We start from the raw sequence: 20,331 nt of genomic DNA on the forward strand, positions 1-20,331 counted from the left end.
AATAGTGAAAAAAGCTCAATTATAGTACTATATTAACAATTTTATTAGGTACTACAATTACTTTTTTTGGTGTTTTGTTTTCGATGTATTTTAAAACTTGCTCATCGTTTAGTGCTAATTTTTCAACTTCTTCTTTGCTTGCATTGGCATCTACTTGTATATTTGCTCTTAGTTTTCCGTTGATTTGCACTGGATAAGTAATGGTGTTTTCTACTAAATATGATTCATCACATATAGGAAAAGTAGCATTGACAATACTTTCTTGATGTCCGATTTTATGCCACAGTGTTTCTGTAATGTGTGGTGCAAATGGCGACATTAGCTTTAACAACAACTCTAATGCTTCTTGATTGGCTTGTTTGATTTTTCCGTAATCATTTACTGCAATCATAAAGCTAGAAATACAAGTATTGAATGACAGTCGTTCTATATCTTCTGTTATTTTTTTAATACACTTGTGTACAATTTTTAATTCTTCTTCGCTTGCTTTATTCGTAGTATATTTTTGATTGCCTTCATCATCAAAAAACAAACGCCAGAATTTTCTTAAGAAATTATACACACCAGAAATTCCATTAGTATCCCAAGGTTTTGAAGCATCTATTGGACCTAAAAACATTTCATACATTCTAAAAGTATCTGCTCCGTATTCGTTAATAATATCATCTGGATTGACTACATTAAGTAATGACTTGCTCATTTTTTCTACTTGTGCTTGTAGTGTCAAAAATTGTTCACCATCTTTTTCTTCCCAATTGACATCTTTATTCAAATCTATATTTTCAAAACGATTGTCTTTAGTTTGTAGTTCTTCAAAATTAGCTTTAGAAATTTTATCGTTTTGTGTTAATTCAATTGGAATATGTAAACCAGCAGCTAATCCATTAATCTGACCATCTTTGGTTAGCAAACTTCTACCTTGTATCATTCCTTGATTGACCATTTTTTGAAATGGCTCCTGTGTTGGCACTATACCTAAATCGTACAAGAACTTATGCCAAAATCTACTGTACAATAAATGACCGACTGCATGTTCATTTCCTCCTACATAAAAATCTACCGATTGCCAATAATTTAAGCTCTCTTTACTAGCAATAGCATTGTTGTTGTGTGCATCCATATAGCGTAAGAAATACCAAGAACTTCCAGCATAACCAGGCATAGTATCGGTTTCCATTCTCGTATTTTCTCCGAATTGATGTACCCATTTTGTAGCATTTGCCAAAGGACTTTCTCCAGTGCCTGTTGGTTTATAAGAACTTACTTCTGGCAATTCTACTGGTAATTTATCAACTGTATGAATCAGTCCATTTTCATCGTAGTAAATAGGAAAAGGTTCTCCCCAATATCTTTGACGAGAATAACCTGCATCTCGCATTTTAAACTGAATTTTACCTTTGCCTAAACCCAATGCTTCTAGTTTTGCAATTAGCAAATCTGTAGCAGCTTGATAATCCATTCCATTAATAAAATCAGAATTGATGTATTTTCCTTCTTTAGTAGCATCAGCTTCTACTTCTAAATTTTGCTGTGCATCTAAAATTGGAATAATTGGCAAATTGTATTTTTTAGCAAACAAAAAATCTCTTTGATCGCCACTTGGAACAGCCATAACAGCACCAGTTCCATAAGAAGCCAAAACATAATCTGCAATATATACAGGAATTTTTTCTTGCGTAAAAGGATGTAACACAAAAGCACCAGTAAACTGTCCGTTCGATTCTTTAACCTCTGCTTGTCGTTCTATATCTGATTTTTTACTTGTATTTAAAATATAAGTTTCTACTTCATTTTTATATTCGTTGGTAGTGATTTTTTGTACTAACTCATGTTCTGGTGCAATTACCAAAAATGAAACGCCAAAAATGGTATCTACTCTTGTAGTAAAGACTTCTATGTTTCCGTCGTGATTTTGTAGTGGAAACTTAACCGAAGCTCCTTTAGATTTACCAATCCAGTTGCGTTGCATTTCTTTCATGGCGTGACTCCAATCAAGTGTATCTAAACCTTGTAACAATCTATCTGCATAAGCTGTAATTCGTAGAAACCATTGTGTCATTTTCTGACGAATAACTGGAAATCCACCTCTTTCAGAAACACCATTTACTACTTCATCATTTGCTAAAACAGTTCCTAACTCTGGACACCAATTTACCATAGCTTCTGACTGATATGCCAAACGATATTGCATTAAAACTTGTTGTTGTTGCAAAGCATCGTAGTTGTTCCATTCCTCTGCTGTGAAATATAAACTATCATCGCCACAAGCAGCATTGATTGTAGTATTTCCACTTTGAGTAAATATTGTTTTTAATTCATCAATACTTTTGGCTTTATTCTCATTATTATCATACCAAGCATTGAATAGTTGCAGGAAAATCCATTGTGTATGTTTATAGTAACTTGGATCGCAAGTAATGACTTCTCTCGACCAATCGAAAGAAAAACCAATTTTAGCTAATTGTTTTTTGAAAGTCTCGATATTTTTTTTCGTAGTAATTGCAGGATGCTGACCTGTTTGAATAGCATATTGCTCTGCTGGCAAACCAAATGCATCGAAACCCATTGGATGCAAAACATTAAATCCTTGCATTCTTTTATACCTTGCTTGAATATCAGAAAAAACATAACCTAATGGATGACCAACATGCAAACCAGCTCCACTTGGATATGGAAACATATCTAACACATAGTATTTAGGTTTGTTGTGATTGATTTCGACTTGATAGACATTTTGAGCGTCCCAAATTTGATTGGCTTGTTTGTCTATTTCTTGAGCATTGAAAATATTGTTGTTCATGTTGCAATAGCTTTGTTAAAATAAAATGCAAAGGTAAGTTAATTGTAGCAACTATGAATAAATATACAGTTTATGGTTTTGTTAGAATGTTTTGTAGTGGTGAGTGTGGAGTAATGAGTAGTGATATTTTAGTTATAATTATTTAAATATTAATTTCTCAATAGTATCGTAGTAATTAAAATAGAGAATTGTTAAACCAGTTAGATTTACAAATCCGTGTGTTAAAATAGAATACCAAAGATTCTTTTTAAAAGCAAGAAAAATAATTCCAAAAATCAAACCAATAATGCCTGTACTAATAACACCACTCCAACCTTGATATAAATGACACAATCCAAATACTGAAGAAGATATGAGTAATGCAATAATATCTGAAATTTGATTGTCTTTTATCATCTTAGAGATTCTAGTAATTAGAAAACCACGAAACAAAATTTCCTCTAGTAACCCACCAAGCACAAATCCAATTACAATCCAAATCAGATAACTAGTAACACTACTTAAATCTACTGCAGATAAATCTATTTTAGATTCTGTAATATTCTCTATTAATGGATTTAAAACTGTTTCTGCAATTAACTCTATTGCTACACCCATTAAAGCACAAGTTATTATTTTAGAAATTATATTTTCAGGTTTTTGTAATCCAATAGTAGCAAATAATTTATTTCGTTTTAAGTAAGCAATTACTATAACAAATGCAGCAATGACACCATATTGCGGAATAGCAATAATTAAAACTAAAGCTAATATAGTTATAATTAATTCTGCTTTATTTAAATTCATATTATAAAGCTAATAAAAAATAGCAAATATTTCTCGCAGACAACGCAGACATTCGCAGAGAATATAATTATTGTGTACAATTATATATTATAAATTATTTCTTAAATAACTCAATGGTATAATCTAGTAGTTTGGTGTTGCCATATTTTCCATGACCTGGAATGACTGTTTTTAAATTTGGATAAGTCGTTTTTATTTTTTCTACTGTAGCTGACCAATCGTCGACATTGGCATCTCCTAGATAACCTTTGCTAGCATTTAACTCTTTTACTAGACATCCTCCAAATAAAATTTCCTCTTTTGGAAAATAAGCGACTACATTGTCTTTGGTATGTCCTTCACCAAAAAATGTAACGATTACGGAATCATTGCCTACATTTAATATTATGTGATTTGAAAATGTATGATTTGGTAATACTGATTCGTTGTTATTTTTAGCAAAATCTATCGTTTTATTATTAGCATAAGCTGCTACGCCATGATTATAAAAGGTTTGTAAACCTCCTAAACAATCTGTATGAAAATGTGTAGCCACAACTGCTTTAATTTTGCAATGTAGTTTGTTGTTTATCCAAGAAATTAACTCTTCTGAATTTTCATTATTTGTAGGCGTATCAAAAACTATAGCTTCGTTTTCACTAGTAACTATCATTCCATTACAAGGAACATTGCCAAAACTTTCGGTTTGTAAATAAGTAGTATGAATGAATACATTTGGTGAAACTTGAGTAATAATTAAATCTTCACTTTTATAAATTGCTTTAGCATGATTTGACGACATTTTTCTGCTACAACTAGATATTAGTGCTACTATAATTAATAATAATGATATTTTATTCATTATACTATTGTTTTAATATTTCGGCTAGTAGATTTTTATTGGTAACCGCAGACGCTGTAAGCACACCACTCATTAATGCTCCACCAATACCAACTGTTACAATATCTTGTCCTGTTAAATATAAACTTTTAATAGGTGTTTTAGGTCGTAGATATTTTTTTTCAAATCTTTCTGGTGGATGATCTAAACCATAAATTTCTCCTTTTTCGTAATTACAAAAATTCTTAGTGCTTAATGGTGTAGAGAGTTCGTAGAAATCTATTTTGCCTTTTAATTGTGGTTCTAAATGATATAAGTGATTTAATAATCTTTGAGCAAAGTATTCTTTAAATGTTTCATAGTCTTCACCTCTTTTTTTCCATCGAGTATTTTCCCATTGTTCAAACCATTCGTACTTTGCCATAGAAATTATTTCTATAGTAGCTCTACCTGGATATTTCTCATTAAATTTTGGATTTTTCGCCGAAGGAAAAGATATATACACTACAGGAAATTCATTTTTATAATCAGTTGTAAAATTATTGATAGCAGCGTCGTGGTTAGTTCCATTTGGATAATACCAATAATTGGCTTTGGGTAAGTTCAGTTCTTCTGCTGTATGTTGCAATCCAATGTATAAACTAAAATGACCAAATGATGGTTGTACTTGGTTTAAATCATCTAAAAATGAAATATACTTTTTATTAGTATCATTTAATAATTTATTGAAAGTAAGATGTGCACCTACGCCACTTATAATTGCATCTGCTGAAATTATTTTACCATCTGCCATTTTAATACCAGTCGCTTTTCCATTTTCTACTACAATTTTGTCGACAGCTGCACTTATAATTATTTTTCCACCAGCATTGATGATGCTTGGTGCTATGGTGTTAAAAATTTCTTCAGAGCCACCTTCTGGATAAAATCCGCCATTCATATAATGTAGAGCAACAGCTGCATGAATTACAAAACTACTTTCTGCTGGAGGCATACCATAATCGCCGAATTGTGCTGTTAGTACTGCTTTAAGTGTATCATTATTGCTAATGCTATCGAGTACTTGTTTAGTAGTTTGTTGATAATATTTTTTATACGCATTGCCCATAAATCCACCAACAAAAAAGTTAACGAAATCTGGTAATGCTTTTTTCATATAATGCCCTTTTGATGTTTTGTTTACATCAAATAGTAATTCTACATATTTATCTATAGTTTGAGCATCTTCTGTTGTAGGAAAATACAACTTCATTTGTTTTTTCCAATTCTGTAATCCTTTTACAAAATTATATGTTTTTCCTTCAACTATAATTCTATCGTAGACTTCACCCATATCTGCCCACTTTAAATTATCATCTGTAATATGTGTAAAAACTTTTCTTAACAAAGAACCTTTTCTGTCCATATCTCCAACATAATGAATACCAACATCCCATTCATAGTCATTTCTGGTATATACATGTGTATAACCACCTGGAGTATAGTGTTTTTCACAAACCAAAACTTTTTTTCCTGCTCTTGCTAATAAAGAAGCAGTACATAAACTTCCTAAGCCAGAACCAATACAAATAGCATCATAATGTGTATCTAGTTTAGGTCTTTTTTTGTACGATTCAAATAAGTCGTTCATAAATTATCGTTGTATTCTGCTTTCAAAATCTTTTAATATCATTGTTTGATTATCGCTGTGCATTTGTTGAATAACGAACAACACCTTTTGAATAGCATTGGAATTTAATTCAACAAAAACAATAAATAACTCTTCTTGCTCATTAATTTCATATGCTTTTAATATTATTTTTTCTAACCTTTTATTGTCAAATCGCTCTACAATTTTAGCAATGGCTTTTTTATTTTCTACAAATTTAGATATTGCAATTAAATCTTCTTCTCGATGTATATCGTTCGATAAAATCATAATCTTATCTAAATCACAAACATCGACAAAAGCTGCCGCTGTAAAAAACTTTTTTTGAGCAATTAATTGCTTGGTTACTTTGCTTAAAATTTTAATAGAAATAGCATTGATTAATGCTGGACATTTTTCTGGAATGATGTGTTCGGTGACTTCTACCAAAAAATTGATAGACAAATATTGTAGTACTGCAACTGCATCTTTTACTGGAATGTAATAACTCAAGTTGGCTGTAATCATTGCTCCTAAAATGGTTTCGGCTACTTTTGCATTGACAAAATTTGGCATGAACTTAGCTACTTTTGCAAATCTTTCCCAAAGCTCTGACTGATTTAATTCTATCTGCTCACTTGTTTTTAAACGCAGATTTTCAATTTCAGCTTCGTTTAATTTATCAATGAATGCTAATTCTTTTTCGGTAGCATTTAGGACTCGCAGTAATTTTTGTTGTTCAATAGACTTACTCAAAGCTATTAATTTTGATGTTCAATATAAGCAAAAATTGCTATATTATAATACCTTTGTTGTTGATACATGAAAAAACAAATAATTTGTAAAACTTTTTTTGGATTAGAAACTATTTTAGCTGATGAATTACAGCAATTTGGTGCTTTAAACATTAGAAAACTAAAAAGAGCAGTTGCTTGTGAATATAATCAACAGTTATTATATACGATAAATTTACGAAGCAGATTTACACTTAAAACATTGATTCCTATATTAGAATTCACTAGTAACGATATTGATAATTTTTATAAAGAAATTTATAATTTTAATTGGAATAATATATTTAATATTAATCAAACATTTACTATAGACTTTACGGTGCAGTCGCCATATTTTAAACACTCTAAGTTTGCTTCTTTAAAAATGAAAGATGCTATTTGTGACTATTTTAGAAAAGCTGCAAATGCAAGACCAAACATTGATACCGAAAATCCTGATATTCCATTGCATTTACACATATATAATGAAAGAATTACTATTGCTTTAGATGCTTCTGGAAAGAGTTTGCACAAAAGAGGTTATCGACAATCGCAACACCAAGCACCAATAAATGAAGTGTTGGCTGCTGGTTTGATTGCTTTGAGTAATTGGAATAAAGAAGATACATTTATAGATGGTATGTGTGGAAGTGCTACTATACTTTGCGAAGCTGCATTTATGGCTTATGATATTCCGCCAAATATGGAACGAAACGATTTTGCTTTTAAACATTGGAAAGACTTTGACGATAGTTTATTTCATCAAACAAAATTATATACTATAAAAGAAAATATACCTACTAAGCTAATTGGTATTGAAAGTGATTTTAAAAATTTACTATTAGCTGATAAAAATTTAATTGCTGCAAATCTTCAAAATAAAGTTAGAATTACCAATGCTAATTTCTTTACTTATACTGTACCAAAAACGAAAGGCGTTTGTATTATCAATCCACCGTATGGTGAAAGAATGAGAACAAAAGAAATTAATGAACTCTACAAAAAAATTGGCGATGCTTTTAAAAACAAATATCAAGGTTATACTTGTGGAATTATTTCTTCAAACTTTGAAGCGTTGAAATACATCGGACTAAAACCATCTAAGAAAATTGAAGTATATAATGGTAAACTTCCTTGTAAATTTCAGTTGTATGATATTTATTAATAGCATAATTTAGATTATTCTATTTTGTTTAGACTTCACACGAGATTGTAATGATACCTATAGTCTATTTATAAATAAAAGTATAACAAACTATTCAATACTTATAATTACATCTTCTTGGTTTCTTCTAGTTTTGGGTTTTACAGATGGATGATTAAAGTCATCAGTATCATGTTGTCCAACTGCTACAGCAAACTGCGGAAAGTAAGTTCCAGAATTTAAAATTGCTTTATAAGGTAAGTGTTCAATACCTTCCATTGGCGTGGCATCTAAATCCATGCTAATACAAGCACTTAAACAAAAACCTAAAGCAATATATACTTGATGTGTCATCCAACCTATAATCTGTTCTGTACTTAAATTTTGTTGAGCTACTTTAAATTTCTCTGTTGCAACTTCTCCAAGTTGTTCTTTTACAAAATTTCCAAAATCAGCTAAATCGTGTTGTACTGTAAATACTATCAACAAATTACAATCTTTTATTTTATGTTCGTTGTGTAATGACACTGTTGCCAATTTAGCTTTTACAACTTCATCAGTAACAAAATAAAATCGCCAAGGTTGTGCATTAATTGAAGACGGACATAATCTCAGAATTTCTTTTAAGTCTTCAATTTTATCCTTATCTATAATATAATCTTTATTATATTTTTTAGTAGCATATCTTTTTTTAGCTAAATCTATAAATTGCATGTTTTTTTATTAAAGTTAAACAATAGCATCATATAATTCCAGTGTCTAAAGTTTTTCTTTTATACTTTACCTATATTATTAATATAATATAATACATTACAATAAATAATAACCTTATAGCTGAATTAAACAGATATTTAAATAAACATAACAATTGTAGTATAAAAGAATTAACTAACTTCGCATTTATAATTACAAAACAATGTTTTCTAAAGCTTGTGAATACGGAATAAAAGCAACAATCTATATTTCTACTCAATCTAAAAACAATATAGTGGTAAGTTTAAAAGATGTTGCTAAAGCAATTAATTCGCCTGTTGCTTTTACTGCAAAAATCTTACAATCATTAGCAAAAGAGCAAATTATCAATTCTGCAAAAGGACCAAATGGTGGTTATTCTATTTTGGAACAAGACAAGAAACCTATCAATATATTACAAATTGTTACGGCGATAGATGGCGACCAAATTTATAATGGTTGTGCTTTAGGTTTTGAAAACTGTAGCGATAAAAAACCGTGTCCTATTCATAATCAGTTTAAAACAATTAGAAGTGATTTAAAAGAAATGTTAGAAAAAACAACAGTTAATAACTTAGCCAATGAAATAGAATTTGGTATTGCTTGTTTAAAACAATAGTTTTTTTTATCTTTATATCGGATAAATTTGTCCGATATAAACTAGCATAAAAATGAAATAATTACAAAACATCTAAATAATATATCATGGAAATTACAAAAGACAATATCGTAGGAGAAGTAGTAGCAAACAACTACAAAACAGCAGCTATTTTTAAAGCTAATAAAATAGATTTTTGTTGTAATGGCAATAAATCAATTGCTAGTGCTTGTGAAAAAGCCAATAAAAATACCGACGAAGTTTTACTTACACTTAATCAAATTATCAATAGTACTGACAATAACGCTAATATAGATTTTAATGCTTGGGACATGGATTTGTTGGTAGACTATATTGTAAAGAAACATCATAGATATGTAGAACAAAAAATTGAAGAAATTATACCATATCTAAAAAAAGTAAGCAGTGTACATGGCAATCATCATCCAGAATTATATGAAATTTATGATTTATTTATTGCTTCTGCTCAAGATTTAACAGCACATATGAAGAAAGAAGAGCTGATTTTGTTTCCATACATCAACAAATTAGCAAAACAACAATTAAATGAACAAGCTCCTTTTGGAAGTGTTGAAAATCCAATACACATGATGGAACACGAGCATAATATTGAAGGTGAACGATTTAGAAAAATTGCTGAATTAAGTAGTAATTACACAGCACCAAACGATGCTTGTAATACTTATAGAGTAACTTATGCTTTGCTTAAAGAATTTGAAGACGATTTGCATATGCACATTCATTTAGAAAATAATATTCTTTTTCCTAGAGCAATTAATGCAGAAAAACGCTTACAAAATGTCTAAAGTTCCTCTCAAAAGACATATTGCATTACAAGCAGTAAGCAGAGAACATCATCATACGCTATTGTTTTGTTGGAAAATTAGAGAAGGATTAAGAAAAGAAATAGCAACTAAAAGAATAAAGTTGTACGCCGATTGGTTTTGGACGAATTATCTTCAAGCACATTTTGAACATGAAGAACAATATATTTTGCCTTTACTAGACGAAAAAAATCCTTTGTATCAACAAACAATTAATGAACATAACACAATACAAGATTTGTTTTTAACCAATACAAACGATTTAAAAGAAAGCTTAGCTCAAATAGATACTGCAATTGTAGCACACATACGATTTGAAGAAAGAAAATTATTTGCTTTTATTCAAGAACATGCTAACGAAGAAGACTTGCAATCATTAGCAGCAAATCATCATGATGCTATTATTGATAATTGGGAAGACGAATTTTGGAGATAGAGTAACTGTACAGCAATTAATTTTTCTGTGCAGTACTTGTAGTAATATCATCTAAAATTGATGTAGCATTGCTACTATAATACGAATCATTGGTAGCTAGTGTTTGTAGCAATGGTTTAGCATCATCTAATTGATTGTTTTTAATATACGCCAAAGCTAAATACCAAATTCTATCGTCTTTAAAATCATCAGTAGCAAAATCTTTTTCTAAAGTTTTAATAGCATTTTTTGTTTGATAATTAGCAAGATAACTAATGCCTAAAAATAAATTGTGTTTTGCATTCAACGAATCTTGCTCTACTAATTCTTTATAAAAATAGATGGCTTTCTTAAAATTTTCCTTTTCGTAGAAATCAATCGCTTTTTTTTCTATTGCTTGAGTACTAGTAGTCTTATCAACTAAACTATCATCTTCAGCAGTTCTTATTTTACCATCAGGATTGGTTAAAGGTTTAAAGTATGCTTTAAATACTTTGTCGTGTTGTAGCAATCTTTCTTTCTGAAACACCTGAAGTGTTACAAATAAAATAGCTAAAACAGTAGCAGCAATTGCTACAATTTTAAAAATAGGCATTTGTATAATGCTTGTTTTCTTTGATGTAGTGGTAAACGGATTGCTAGCACCAACATCATTAATGAGTGCTTCAATATTTTCTCCGTTGGCTTTCATTAGCAAATAACCTTCAACAGCTTCTTTTAAAAATGGGTCAGCTTCCATCTTTTTTTCAAAAGCATTGCGTTCAAGCTCAGTCATTTCGCCATTGACATACTGTATAATCGTTTTATTCATCATGGTTTTGATTTTGTTCAAAATAAATTTTCAAATTTCTTTTACCGTTCTGAATGTAACTTTTTACCTTGTTAATATCGTATCCTGTGTGTAAAGCAACCTCGTTATAGCTTTGGTCTTGTAAATAAAAGCGTTCTATACACGCTCTTTGTTCTGGTTTTAAGTTGCTCAATGCTTGTTCTAATAGTGTTACATTTTGTTCTTTGATATTAAGACGCAGTTCTTCATCAAATTCCATAAATTCTTCCCAATTTTTTTCTTCTAATGATTCAACTATCTTATTTTTCTTGCGTAATTCAGAATAAATATAGTTTTTGCTTACACTATACAACCAACTTTTAAAGAAACTAATAGTTGCATCTGGTAATTTTTCCATTACATGCATAAAAATTTCGCTAGTTAAATCTTTGGCATCATTGGTATCTTGTGTCATTTTGTAGCACAAACCAAATACAAATAAGTGGTATCTATTATACAACACTGCCAAATACTGTTGGTCTTTAGTTTGCTTAAAAGCACTAACCAAAGCTAAATCGTCTAAAGATTGCGTACTCATACCATTATCAATAAATTATAAACAAACATTAATTAACAAATCTAATCATTCCTTAGCGTATAAATTTAATAGTTTTGAGTGATGTTTAAAAAGGTAGTAGCACTTATTTATATACTTGTTTTCTCCATTTGTGGATTAATAGCACAAAATACAGTTACTATTCATGTTGAAATTAAAGACGAAAACGGTTTTGTAATACCTTTTGTAGATGTTGCTAATCGTAGAATACAGTTTGGATTTTCATCTGATAAAGAAGGAAAATTTACTACGCAATTATTAAAAACAGATTCCTTGATTTTATTAAAACGAGGTTATGTTACTCAAATTATTAGTTTAAAAGATTCATTATCTAAGAAAGACTATTTTCTAAAAATAGAAATGCCAAGAGTACCTATTGAGTTGACCGAAGTTCAAATTAGTGCCATTAAATCACATCAACAAATTAGAAAAGAAATTAATAAAATTGCAGAGCCAGACTATCGTTTACATCCAGATGCTAAACCACTCATGAATCCATTGTCTTATTTATATCAATTGATTTCTAAGAAAGAAAAAGAAAAAGCTTTAGTTGCTAAATTAGAAACCGAAGAAGCCAAAAGAATAGTTTTAAAAGAGTTGTTTAGATTATACAACAATTATAATATAATTGATTTACCAGAAAACGATTATGATAATTTTATATCATATATGAATTTACCTTACGAATTTATGCAAAATGTTAGCGATTACGATTTAGCTGTAAGTATTAAAAAACTATATAAATATTATAGAGCAGATAAAAGCAATTGGATAAAAAAAGAAGTTTATCCACCAGCACTCGACGATATAGAATTTATCCATCAACAACAACAGCAGAAAAATTAAAATATCTAAGCATTGTTAAGGTTTTAAATTTTGATAGTGTTCAGCACTGCACATTCAAAAAATAATTTTCATTCTACTTCTATATAGAACAAATAAAAAATAGGTATATTTATGATACATGAAACAACTTATTTGGTTTATAGTAATTTTTTCAGTCATAGTATCTACTACTAATGCTCAATGTCTTAATGGAAGATATTCTGCTAAAATATTCGACCAAGTAAATACATATAAAGGAATAAAATACCAAACAGCACCTTTGGCAAATGGAGCAATGCTCAATCAATATCTAGATGTTTACGAACCACGATACGACACTCTTTCCGTTCGTCCATTAATTATTTTTTTTCATGGTGGTGCATTTTGGACAGGCACTAAAGATTATCAGTCTAACCAAGAAATGGGAAAAGAGTTTGCACAACGAGGTTATGTGTATAGTACTGTCAACTATCGTTTAGAGTCATCACCTTTGTCTTTATTAAATTCCGACTTAATGATTAAAGCAGTTGGCAGAGGCATTCAAGATACCAAAACTGCAATTAAATTCTTTTTTGAATCTGCACGAAACGAAGGCAATCCATATAAAATTGATACCAATAATATATTTTTAGCTGGTTCATCTGCTGGAAGTTTTAATGTACTACATACTATTTTTTTAGATGAAGCAGATACATTACCAAGCGATTGGTCAAATAATCTCAACGAAATTGGTGGCATTTTTGGCGATTATAATTTTATAGATTTTCCTAGTAAAATAAAAGGTCTAGTCAATATTAATGGAGCATTAGGTGATGTCGATTTTATGAACAATCAGCACTTTCCATTTTTAAGTATACACAATACTTTAGATCCAGAAGTACCATTTAATTCTGGAAAACCATATAATATTCCATTTTTACCAACTGTAGATGGAAGTAATATCTTACATCAAAGAGCAAATGAGTTAGGAATGTATAATCCGTTTTATATTATTCCTACAAAAGACCATACTTCATTTGAAATGGACTTTTTTGGTTTTGTAGTACAACCATATTTTGATTCGACCATTTGGTATATGAATAATTATTTTAATTATATGTTATGCGGTACGCCAACAGCAATACAACAACAAACAATTAAAAGCGTAGCGGTTTATCCAAATCCAACAAGTGATATGATTTATTTCGATAATATACCATATCATGCATTGAATATTATAGATATGAATGGCAAACAAGTATATCAACAGAATTATTATACAAGCACATTAAACACCAATCAAATTCACTTAGCTAATAATCATTACCTTATTGTTTTTTATGATGATAAATTTGTAGCAACACACTTAACCAATTTTATTAAGCAGTAATCTTTTTTTCTTGATTTTTTGCTTACCTTTTGTATCAACACAAAATGTAATAAATATAAATATTAAAGTACAAAAAGTATCTAGAATAAGTTGGCTATAGACTAATTTCAACTGACATATTTTCGTTTGATAGCATATTATTATGACTAACAGAATTATCAATTGCCAAAATGACATTATTTAGTACTTGGCATAACTTTAGTTGTTTATCTTTGCAGAAATTTTAATCAAACAACAAAAAATTATAGTATGTCGAAAAGTAAATTAAACATTCAACCATTGGCAGATAGAGTGGTACTTAAACCTGCCGAAGCTGAACAAACAACAAAATCTGGTATCATTATTCCTGATACTGCTAAAGAAAAACCACAAAAAGGCGAAGTTGTAGCGGTAGGTGCTGGTAAAAAAGAGGAACCTATGACAGTTAAAGTTGGCGATTCAGTATTATACGGAAAATATAGTGGTACTGAAATCAATATAGATGGTGTTGACTATTTAATTATGAGAGAAGCTGATATCTTAGCAATTGTTTAAAAATAAAAAGAATAAAATAAAAAATTATGAGTGAAAAATTAATTAATTATAGCACTGAGTCGAGAGATAAATTAAAGCAAGGTGTTGATACTTTGGCTAATGCAGTTAAAGTAACATTAGGTCCAAAAGGTAGAAATGTAATTATAGAGAAAAAATTTGGTGCACCACAAATTACTAAAGATGGTGTTACTGTTGCAAAAGAAATTGAATTAGAAGATCCGTTTGAAAATATGGGAGCTCAACTGGTAAAAGATGTAGCTTCTAAAACCAACGATGCAGCTGGTGATGGTACTACAACTGCTACAGTTTTAGCACAAGCTATCATTGGTCCAGGTTTAAAAAGTATTACTGCTGGTGCTAATCCAATGGATTTAAAAAGAGGTATCGATAAAGCAGTTGCTAAAGTGGTAGAAGAGTTGAAAGCTTTATCTAATAAAGTAGGAAAAGACTTTAGTAAAATTCAACAAGTAGCAGCTATTTCGGCTAATAACGATGAAGAAATAGGTACTTTAATTGCTAGTGCAATGGAAAAAGTTACTACAGAAGGTGTTATTACTGTTGAAGAAGCTAGAGGTACTGAAACAGAAATCAAAGTAGTAGAAGGTATGCAATTCGATAGAGGATATATCTCACCATACTTTGTAACTAACTCTGAGTCTATGGAAGTAGAAATGGATAATCCTTACATTTTAATTTTTGATAAAAAAGTATCTTCTATGCAAGACTTATTACCAGTGCTTGAAAAAGTAGTTCAAACTGGTAAAGGTTTATTAATTATTGCTGAAGATGTAGAAAGCGAAGCATTAGCAACTTTAGTAGTAAACAAATTAAGAGGTTCATTAAAAATTGCAGCAGTAAAAGCACCAGGTTTTGGCGATAGAAGAAAAGCGATGTTAGAAGATATTGCTATCTTAACTGGTGGACAAGTTATTTCTGAAGAGATTGGATATAAATTACAAGATGCTCAGTTAGATCAATTAGGTACTGCTGAAAAAATTGTAGTAGATAAAGACAATACTACTATCATTAATGGTGCTGGTAAAAAAGTAGATATTCAAGGAAGAATTAACCAAATTAAAGCTCAAATTGAAACCACTACATCTGACTATGATAGAGAGAAACTACAAGAAAGATTAGCTAAATTAAGTGGTGGAGTTGGTGTGCTTTATGTTGGTGCTGCTACAGAAGTAGAAATGAAAGAGAAAAAAGACAGAGTTGATGATGCTTTACACGCTACAAGAGCTGCTGTTGAAGAAGGTATCGTTCCTGGTGGTGGTGTAGCTTTAATTAGAGCTCAAGGAGCTTTAGATAAATTAGAAGGTGATAATGAAGACGAAAAAACAGGTATTGAAATTATTAAAATTGCTTTAGAAGCTCCATTAAGACAAATTTCTGCTAATGCTGGTTTAGAAGGTTCTATCATTGTTCACAATGTAAAAGAAGGCAAAAAAGACTACGGTTTTAATGCTAGAACAGAAAAATATGAGAACTTATTTAAAGCTGGAGTTATCGATCCAACTAAAGTAACAAGAGTAGCTTTAGAAAATGCAGCATCAATTGCTTCTATGATTTTAACAACAGAATGTGCTATCGTAGAAAAACCAAAAGATGAACCTGCAATGCCACCAATGGGTGGAGGCGGAATGCCTGGCATGATGTAAAAATGTCATTGTAGTAGCTATTTCAAGAGTCTTTTTACTTGATGTAACTAAACTAAAATATTTTTTAAGTCCCAATTTATTTGGGACTTTTTTATTTAAATTGAATTAATTCATAATTTTTAAATTAATTAAAAATATTTTAGCATAAATCTTATTCATCAAAAAAAGATAACACTAAAAAACAAAGCAGCATTTATGTAAACACTAAATTACTCAACAAATTATTATTTCATACACTATTCAATAAATCTATACCTTGATTTGTGTCTCACGAAACAATATTAACTTAATCTACTAATATTTATCTTTGCAAGCAAATCATGCAGAAGAATATTTACATTATTAGACACGGACAAACTGATTTTAATATAAGAGAAGTAGTGCAAGGTAGAGGCATTAATTCTGATATTAATACAACAGGTATAGCACAAGCAGAAGCATTTTATCAAGCATATAAAAACATTCCGTTTGATGTAGTATATACTTCTAAACTAAAACGAACTCAACAAACAGTTCAGTCGTTTTTAAATGATAATTTTAATCATATTATTAGAGAGAGTATTGATGAAATTGATTGGGGAATTTTTGAAGGCATTGAACATCATCCTACACTAAAAGAAAAATATTATAATATAATTAATGAGTGGAAAAATGGCAACCTAACTATAAAAATAGAAGGTGGAGAAAGTGCCTACGATTTACAACAAAGATTGCTACCATTTATAGAGGAAATAAAATCGTCTGAATATCAAAATATTTTAATTTGCACACATGGTAGAACTTTAAGAGCATTGTTGTGTTTGTTTAATAACGAAACTATTGCCAATATGGACAATTATTCGCACAGCAATACTTGTTTGTACCAACTAGCATTAAATAATGATACGATAGAATTGATATTATCTAACAATATCAATCATTTAAATACTATTAATGTTGATTAATGAAAGAACAGTGTCGTATTTCAGCAGTATCGTATTTAAACACCAAGCCATTTATTTATGGATTAAATAATTATCAATTTAATTTTAATTGTATTCTATCAGAAGATATTCCTGCAATTGCTGCTCAAAAATTATTAAACAATGAAGTAGACATTGCCTTAGTTCCAGTAGCAGTAATTCCGCAACTTGATGCACCTAAAATCATTTCACCTTATTGTATTGGAGCAAATGGAAAAGTAGCAACTGTTTGTTTATTTGCCAATGTTCCACTAGAAGAGATTGACACTATCCTACTCGATTATCAATCTAAAACTTCAGTACAATTAGTTAAAATTTTATGTAGAAATTTTTGGAAGAAAGAAGTGCAGTTTATACAAGCTACGGCAGGTTTTGAAAAAAAAGCAAGTGATAAAACAGCAGTAGTTGTAATTGGAGATAGAACAATTAATTTATTTAATCAATATAAGTATATATATGATTTATCTGAAGCTTGGAAAGCGTATACTGGTTTGCCTTTTGTGTTTGCAGCTTGGATAGCCAAACAAGACATTAATAAATCTATTGTTGATGAATTAAATGCAGCATTTAATTTAGGTTTAGAACACAGAAGCGAAGTAGTACAACAATATCAGCATACTTATCCTAATTTTTCTGTAGCACACTACTTAAATCAATCGATACAATATTACTTAGATGATGACAAAAAAGTTGCCTTAGAACTATTCTTAAAATATCTCTGCGAAGACAACAGATGTACTATTCCTAATATAAAATATATGTATTAATTGGTTTAATTAGAAGATACACACTTACTTTACAATAAAACTTTTCTCAAAGCCACTGTAACTTCTAACTTTTCCAAGTACTTCATTCGCTTGACTCATACTATCGTAACCAGTTAACCATACAGTGTTAATGCCAGAACTATTTTGAAAACTTACTAAATTACCAAGTGTAGCAAATTGCTTTAAAATTCCCCAATTTGGATTACTAAATACACCTAATTGTATTGCATTAGGATATTGAGCTTTCATTGACTCTTTATCTTGTACGCCTAATTTTAATGGCTGATTGTTATAAGTAATAATACTATTGCTACTAACTACAGGCGAATTGGTTTTTACTACAACAGGTGCTGTTGGCTTTACTTCATTTTTTATTACTGGTGGAGTATTATTGCTTGCCGTAGTAGCATTATTATTTACCGTTTCAACTAAGAAAGAATTTAAATCAACTTTTTTAATTACTCCATTAGAGGAAAATGTAAGTGTATTGTCATCTAAAAATCCTGGATTAGATTCATTATAACTAGAGTTTACACCATCGCCCATATTTCTTGGATTTGACCACGCACCATTAGCATATTCTGCCATATATAAATCTGTTCCACCTCTACTTCCAGGAAAATTAGCTAAAAAAACCACTCTTTTAAAATCTCCTTTATCTAGTAATGCAGGACTACCAACTTTGTAGGTGCCTAACAAATTTTTATTTAAAGTATAAGCTACCCATTTATTTTCGCTCCAAACAGCATGAATAACATCATACAATAAAGACTCTTCTACAGATTTAGATCTTTCTGGTAATTGATACGGTGCTAGATTATCATTGTACAATTTAAAGGTGATATCTTGCAAAAATTCATAATCATTAAATGATGATTGAGCATTCATATTCATCAAAAATAGAGCGTAAAAACTTATTAAAATGGCTAACCTTTTCATACTTTTTCTTATTTATGCAATATTAAATACAAAAACCGTACTATTTTTTTTAGTTTTCCACAATTATGTCAATTTCAGCTATTTTTTTTATTGATTTTTCATCTGATATTAAAAATTTAAAGAATATTACTTACTTTGTTCTTTAATGAGCTTGTATTGTAAATACAAAATAAAACTATTTATATTCTTATACTTATTCTTGTTTTTAGAAGTTGTGGCTTTTGCAACTGGCGAACCAAGAACGAGTGGTGCAAGACAAGTAGGAATGGGAATGAATTCTATTTCATTAGTTTCTGTTTATTCTGTATATAATAATCAAGCTGCTTCTGCATTTATAGAACGACCATCTATAGGTTTTTATTATAGTCCAGTTTTTGTAGGACAAGGCGTAAATAATATTTCTTCGGTAATGGCTTTTCCTGCAAAAAAAGCAGGCACATTTGGCTTGTCATTTGGTTACTTTGGTTACGATGCATTTAATGAAAAGAAACTGGGTTTGTCCTATGCTATTAAGCTCGCCAAGTTTATGTCGATTGGTATGCAACTAGATTGGTTGAATACACAAATTGTAGGTTATGGAAGTAAAAATGCAGCTACTTTTGAGTTAGGTATCTTGGCAAAACCATTGAAAGAATTGAGTATTGCAGCTCATATCTATAATCCTGTAAAAATTTATTTAGATGATGCGAATACAGAAAAAGTACCTACGGTTTTAAAATTTGGTGCTACCTACGAAGCCGTTAAAAAGTTTTTTGTAAGCATAGAATTAGAACAACAATTTGGCGAGAAAATGCGTTTTAGAGCAGGATTTGATTATACTTATAAAGAAATTATTAGTTTTAGAGGTGGTGTTTCTACAGATCCACCAATTGGAACAGCTGGTGTTGGTGTAAATTTAAAACAAGGTTTGCATATCGACTTTGCTACTTCTTACTCGCAGGTACTCGGTTTTCAACCACATGTAGGCATTTGGTACGAACTTAAGAAACGAAAAAAGATTCCTAAATAGACTAATATTATTTTACTGAATATTTCCTTTAGCTTTTACTAAGTTTTCATTAGCAATTTTAAGCTCATTACTTTTTTGAGCTAAATCTGTTTCTAAGGTTTTAATTTTAGATTCAAACTCGCTCTTCATTTTTCTTCTTTTAAAATAAGAAGGAATTGAAAATAATACAGTAATGATACTACCTAATGCAAATGATAAGAAAATAATTAATGCAATAGAAATTCTTGCATCAAACAGTAAAAAATTGATTCTTGCTTCATTTACATTTAGAATGCCAAAAACTAAAACAATTAATAATAATAGTACTAATAATATATATCTTACAGTTGTCATAATTTTA

At 29.9% G+C, this 20,331-nt stretch carries 21 protein-coding genes; 11 read left to right on the forward strand and 10 right to left on the reverse strand.

Annotated elements, in window-relative coordinates; all coding sequences use genetic code 11:
- Window positions 1–19: 19 nt before the first annotated feature.
- The 5 genes from H6553_12430 to H6553_12450 form a co-directional block, all read right to left on the reverse strand.
- Complete coding sequence (locus H6553_12430; protein ID MCB9034638.1) at window positions 20–2,800, reverse strand: leucine--tRNA ligase; 2,781 nt, start codon at window positions 2,798–2,800, stop codon at window positions 20–22.
- Window positions 2,801–2,938: 138 nt separating this feature from the next.
- Window positions 2,939–3,586, reverse strand: coding sequence for a CPBP family intramembrane metalloprotease (locus H6553_12435; GenBank protein MCB9034639.1), 648 nt, complete (start codon window positions 3,584–3,586; stop codon window positions 2,939–2,941).
- Window positions 3,587–3,680: 94 nt separating this feature from the next.
- Window positions 3,681–4,427, reverse strand: coding sequence for a subclass B1 metallo-beta-lactamase (gene bla / locus H6553_12440; protein MCB9034640.1), 747 nt, complete (start codon window positions 4,425–4,427; stop codon window positions 3,681–3,683).
- 4 nt (window positions 4,428–4,431) lie between these two features.
- Entirely contained in the window at window positions 4,432–6,036 is a 1,605-nt protein-coding gene (locus H6553_12445; protein ID MCB9034641.1) for an NAD(P)/FAD-dependent oxidoreductase, read from the reverse strand.
- 3 nt (window positions 6,037–6,039) lie between these two features.
- Window positions 6,040–6,789: a hypothetical protein gene (locus H6553_12450; GenBank protein ID MCB9034642.1), complete on the reverse strand. Its 750-nt coding sequence runs from the start codon at window positions 6,787–6,789 to the stop codon at window positions 6,040–6,042.
- Between the two features lie 66 nt (window positions 6,790–6,855).
- Here H6553_12450 and H6553_12455 point away from each other — a divergent pair, with 66 nt between their 5' ends.
- Window positions 6,856–7,971 (forward strand): class I SAM-dependent RNA methyltransferase, encoded by a 1,116-nt coding sequence (locus H6553_12455; GenBank protein ID MCB9034643.1) that lies wholly within the window; start codon window positions 6,856–6,858, stop codon window positions 7,969–7,971.
- Between the two features lie 90 nt (window positions 7,972–8,061).
- Here H6553_12455 and H6553_12460 read toward each other — a convergent pair whose 3' ends face one another.
- Window positions 8,062–8,664: a nitroreductase family protein gene (locus tag H6553_12460; GenBank protein MCB9034644.1), complete on the reverse strand. Its 603-nt coding sequence runs from the start codon at window positions 8,662–8,664 to the stop codon at window positions 8,062–8,064.
- 202 nt (window positions 8,665–8,866) lie between these two features.
- Between H6553_12460 and H6553_12465 the strand changes: the two genes are divergently transcribed.
- From H6553_12465 to H6553_12475, 3 genes are all read left to right on the forward strand, one after another.
- Entirely contained in the window at window positions 8,867–9,301 is a 435-nt protein-coding gene (locus tag H6553_12465) for an Rrf2 family transcriptional regulator (GenBank protein MCB9034645.1), read from the forward strand.
- 86 nt (window positions 9,302–9,387) lie between these two features.
- On the forward strand, window positions 9,388–10,107 hold the full coding sequence (gene ric, locus H6553_12470) for an iron-sulfur cluster repair di-iron protein (protein MCB9034646.1): 720 nt from the start codon (window positions 9,388–9,390) through the stop codon (window positions 10,105–10,107).
- Window positions 10,100–10,561: a hemerythrin domain-containing protein gene (locus H6553_12475; protein MCB9034647.1), complete on the forward strand. Its 462-nt coding sequence runs from the start codon at window positions 10,100–10,102 to the stop codon at window positions 10,559–10,561. The genes ric and H6553_12475 overlap by 8 nt, the downstream gene beginning before the upstream one ends.
- A 16-nt stretch (window positions 10,562–10,577) precedes the next feature.
- On the opposite strand, the gene H6553_12480 is transcribed toward H6553_12475, so the two are convergent.
- Both H6553_12480 and H6553_12485 read right to left on the reverse strand, forming a co-directional pair.
- Complete coding sequence (locus H6553_12480; protein MCB9034648.1) at window positions 10,578–11,372, reverse strand: hypothetical protein; 795 nt, start codon at window positions 11,370–11,372, stop codon at window positions 10,578–10,580.
- Window positions 11,344–11,907, reverse strand: coding sequence for an RNA polymerase sigma factor (locus H6553_12485; protein MCB9034649.1), 564 nt, complete (start codon window positions 11,905–11,907; stop codon window positions 11,344–11,346). Before H6553_12485 ends, H6553_12480 begins: the two co-directional genes overlap by 29 nt.
- Before the next feature lie 81 nt (window positions 11,908–11,988).
- Between H6553_12485 and H6553_12490 the strand changes: the two genes are divergently transcribed.
- The 6 genes from H6553_12490 (at window position 11,989) to H6553_12515 (ending at window position 18,043) form a co-directional block, all read left to right on the forward strand.
- Complete coding sequence (locus H6553_12490; GenBank protein ID MCB9034650.1) at window positions 11,989–12,771, forward strand: hypothetical protein; 783 nt, start codon at window positions 11,989–11,991, stop codon at window positions 12,769–12,771.
- 118 nt (window positions 12,772–12,889) lie between these two features.
- The gene (locus H6553_12495; protein MCB9034651.1) at window positions 12,890–14,119 is read left to right on the forward strand and encodes a carboxylesterase family protein; all 1,230 of its coding nucleotides are present in this window, start codon (window positions 12,890–12,892) and stop codon (window positions 14,117–14,119) included.
- A 249-nt stretch (window positions 14,120–14,368) separates the two neighbouring features.
- Window positions 14,369–14,653, forward strand: coding sequence for a co-chaperone GroES (locus H6553_12500; GenBank protein MCB9034652.1), 285 nt, complete (start codon window positions 14,369–14,371; stop codon window positions 14,651–14,653).
- A 26-nt stretch (window positions 14,654–14,679) separates the two neighbouring features.
- A complete protein-coding gene (gene groL, locus H6553_12505; protein ID MCB9034653.1) occupies window positions 14,680–16,314 on the forward strand; it encodes a chaperonin GroEL in 1,635 nt (544 codons plus the stop codon).
- 320 nt (window positions 16,315–16,634) lie between these two features.
- On the forward strand, window positions 16,635–17,258 hold the full coding sequence (locus H6553_12510) for a histidine phosphatase family protein (protein ID MCB9034654.1): 624 nt from the start codon (window positions 16,635–16,637) through the stop codon (window positions 17,256–17,258).
- A complete protein-coding gene (locus H6553_12515; protein MCB9034655.1) occupies window positions 17,258–18,043 on the forward strand; it encodes a menaquinone biosynthesis protein in 786 nt (261 codons plus the stop codon). The genes H6553_12510 and H6553_12515 overlap by 1 nt, the downstream gene beginning before the upstream one ends.
- 24 nt (window positions 18,044–18,067) lie before the next feature.
- Here the strand turns inward: H6553_12515 and H6553_12520 are convergent, their stop codons facing one another.
- Window positions 18,068–18,937, reverse strand: a complete 870-nt coding sequence (locus H6553_12520) for a hypothetical protein (GenBank protein ID MCB9034656.1) — start codon at window positions 18,935–18,937, stop codon at window positions 18,068–18,070.
- A gap of 259 nt (window positions 18,938–19,196) precedes the next feature.
- On the opposite strand from H6553_12520, the gene H6553_12525 reads away from it, so the two are divergent.
- Window positions 19,197–19,991 carry a hypothetical protein gene (locus H6553_12525; protein ID MCB9034657.1) on the forward strand — a complete coding sequence of 265 codons (795 nt, stop codon included), beginning with the start codon at window positions 19,197–19,199 and terminating at the stop codon, window positions 19,989–19,991.
- Between the two features lie 12 nt (window positions 19,992–20,003).
- Here the strand turns inward: H6553_12525 and H6553_12530 are convergent, their stop codons facing one another.
- A complete protein-coding gene (locus H6553_12530; protein ID MCB9034658.1) occupies window positions 20,004–20,324 on the reverse strand; it encodes a LapA family protein in 321 nt (106 codons plus the stop codon).
- Window positions 20,325–20,331 lie beyond the last annotated feature (7 nt).

The sequence above is a fragment of the Chitinophagales bacterium genome (genome assembly GCA_020636535.1).
Taxonomy (GTDB): domain Bacteria; phylum Bacteroidota; class Bacteroidia; order Chitinophagales; family JADIYW01; genus JADJSS01.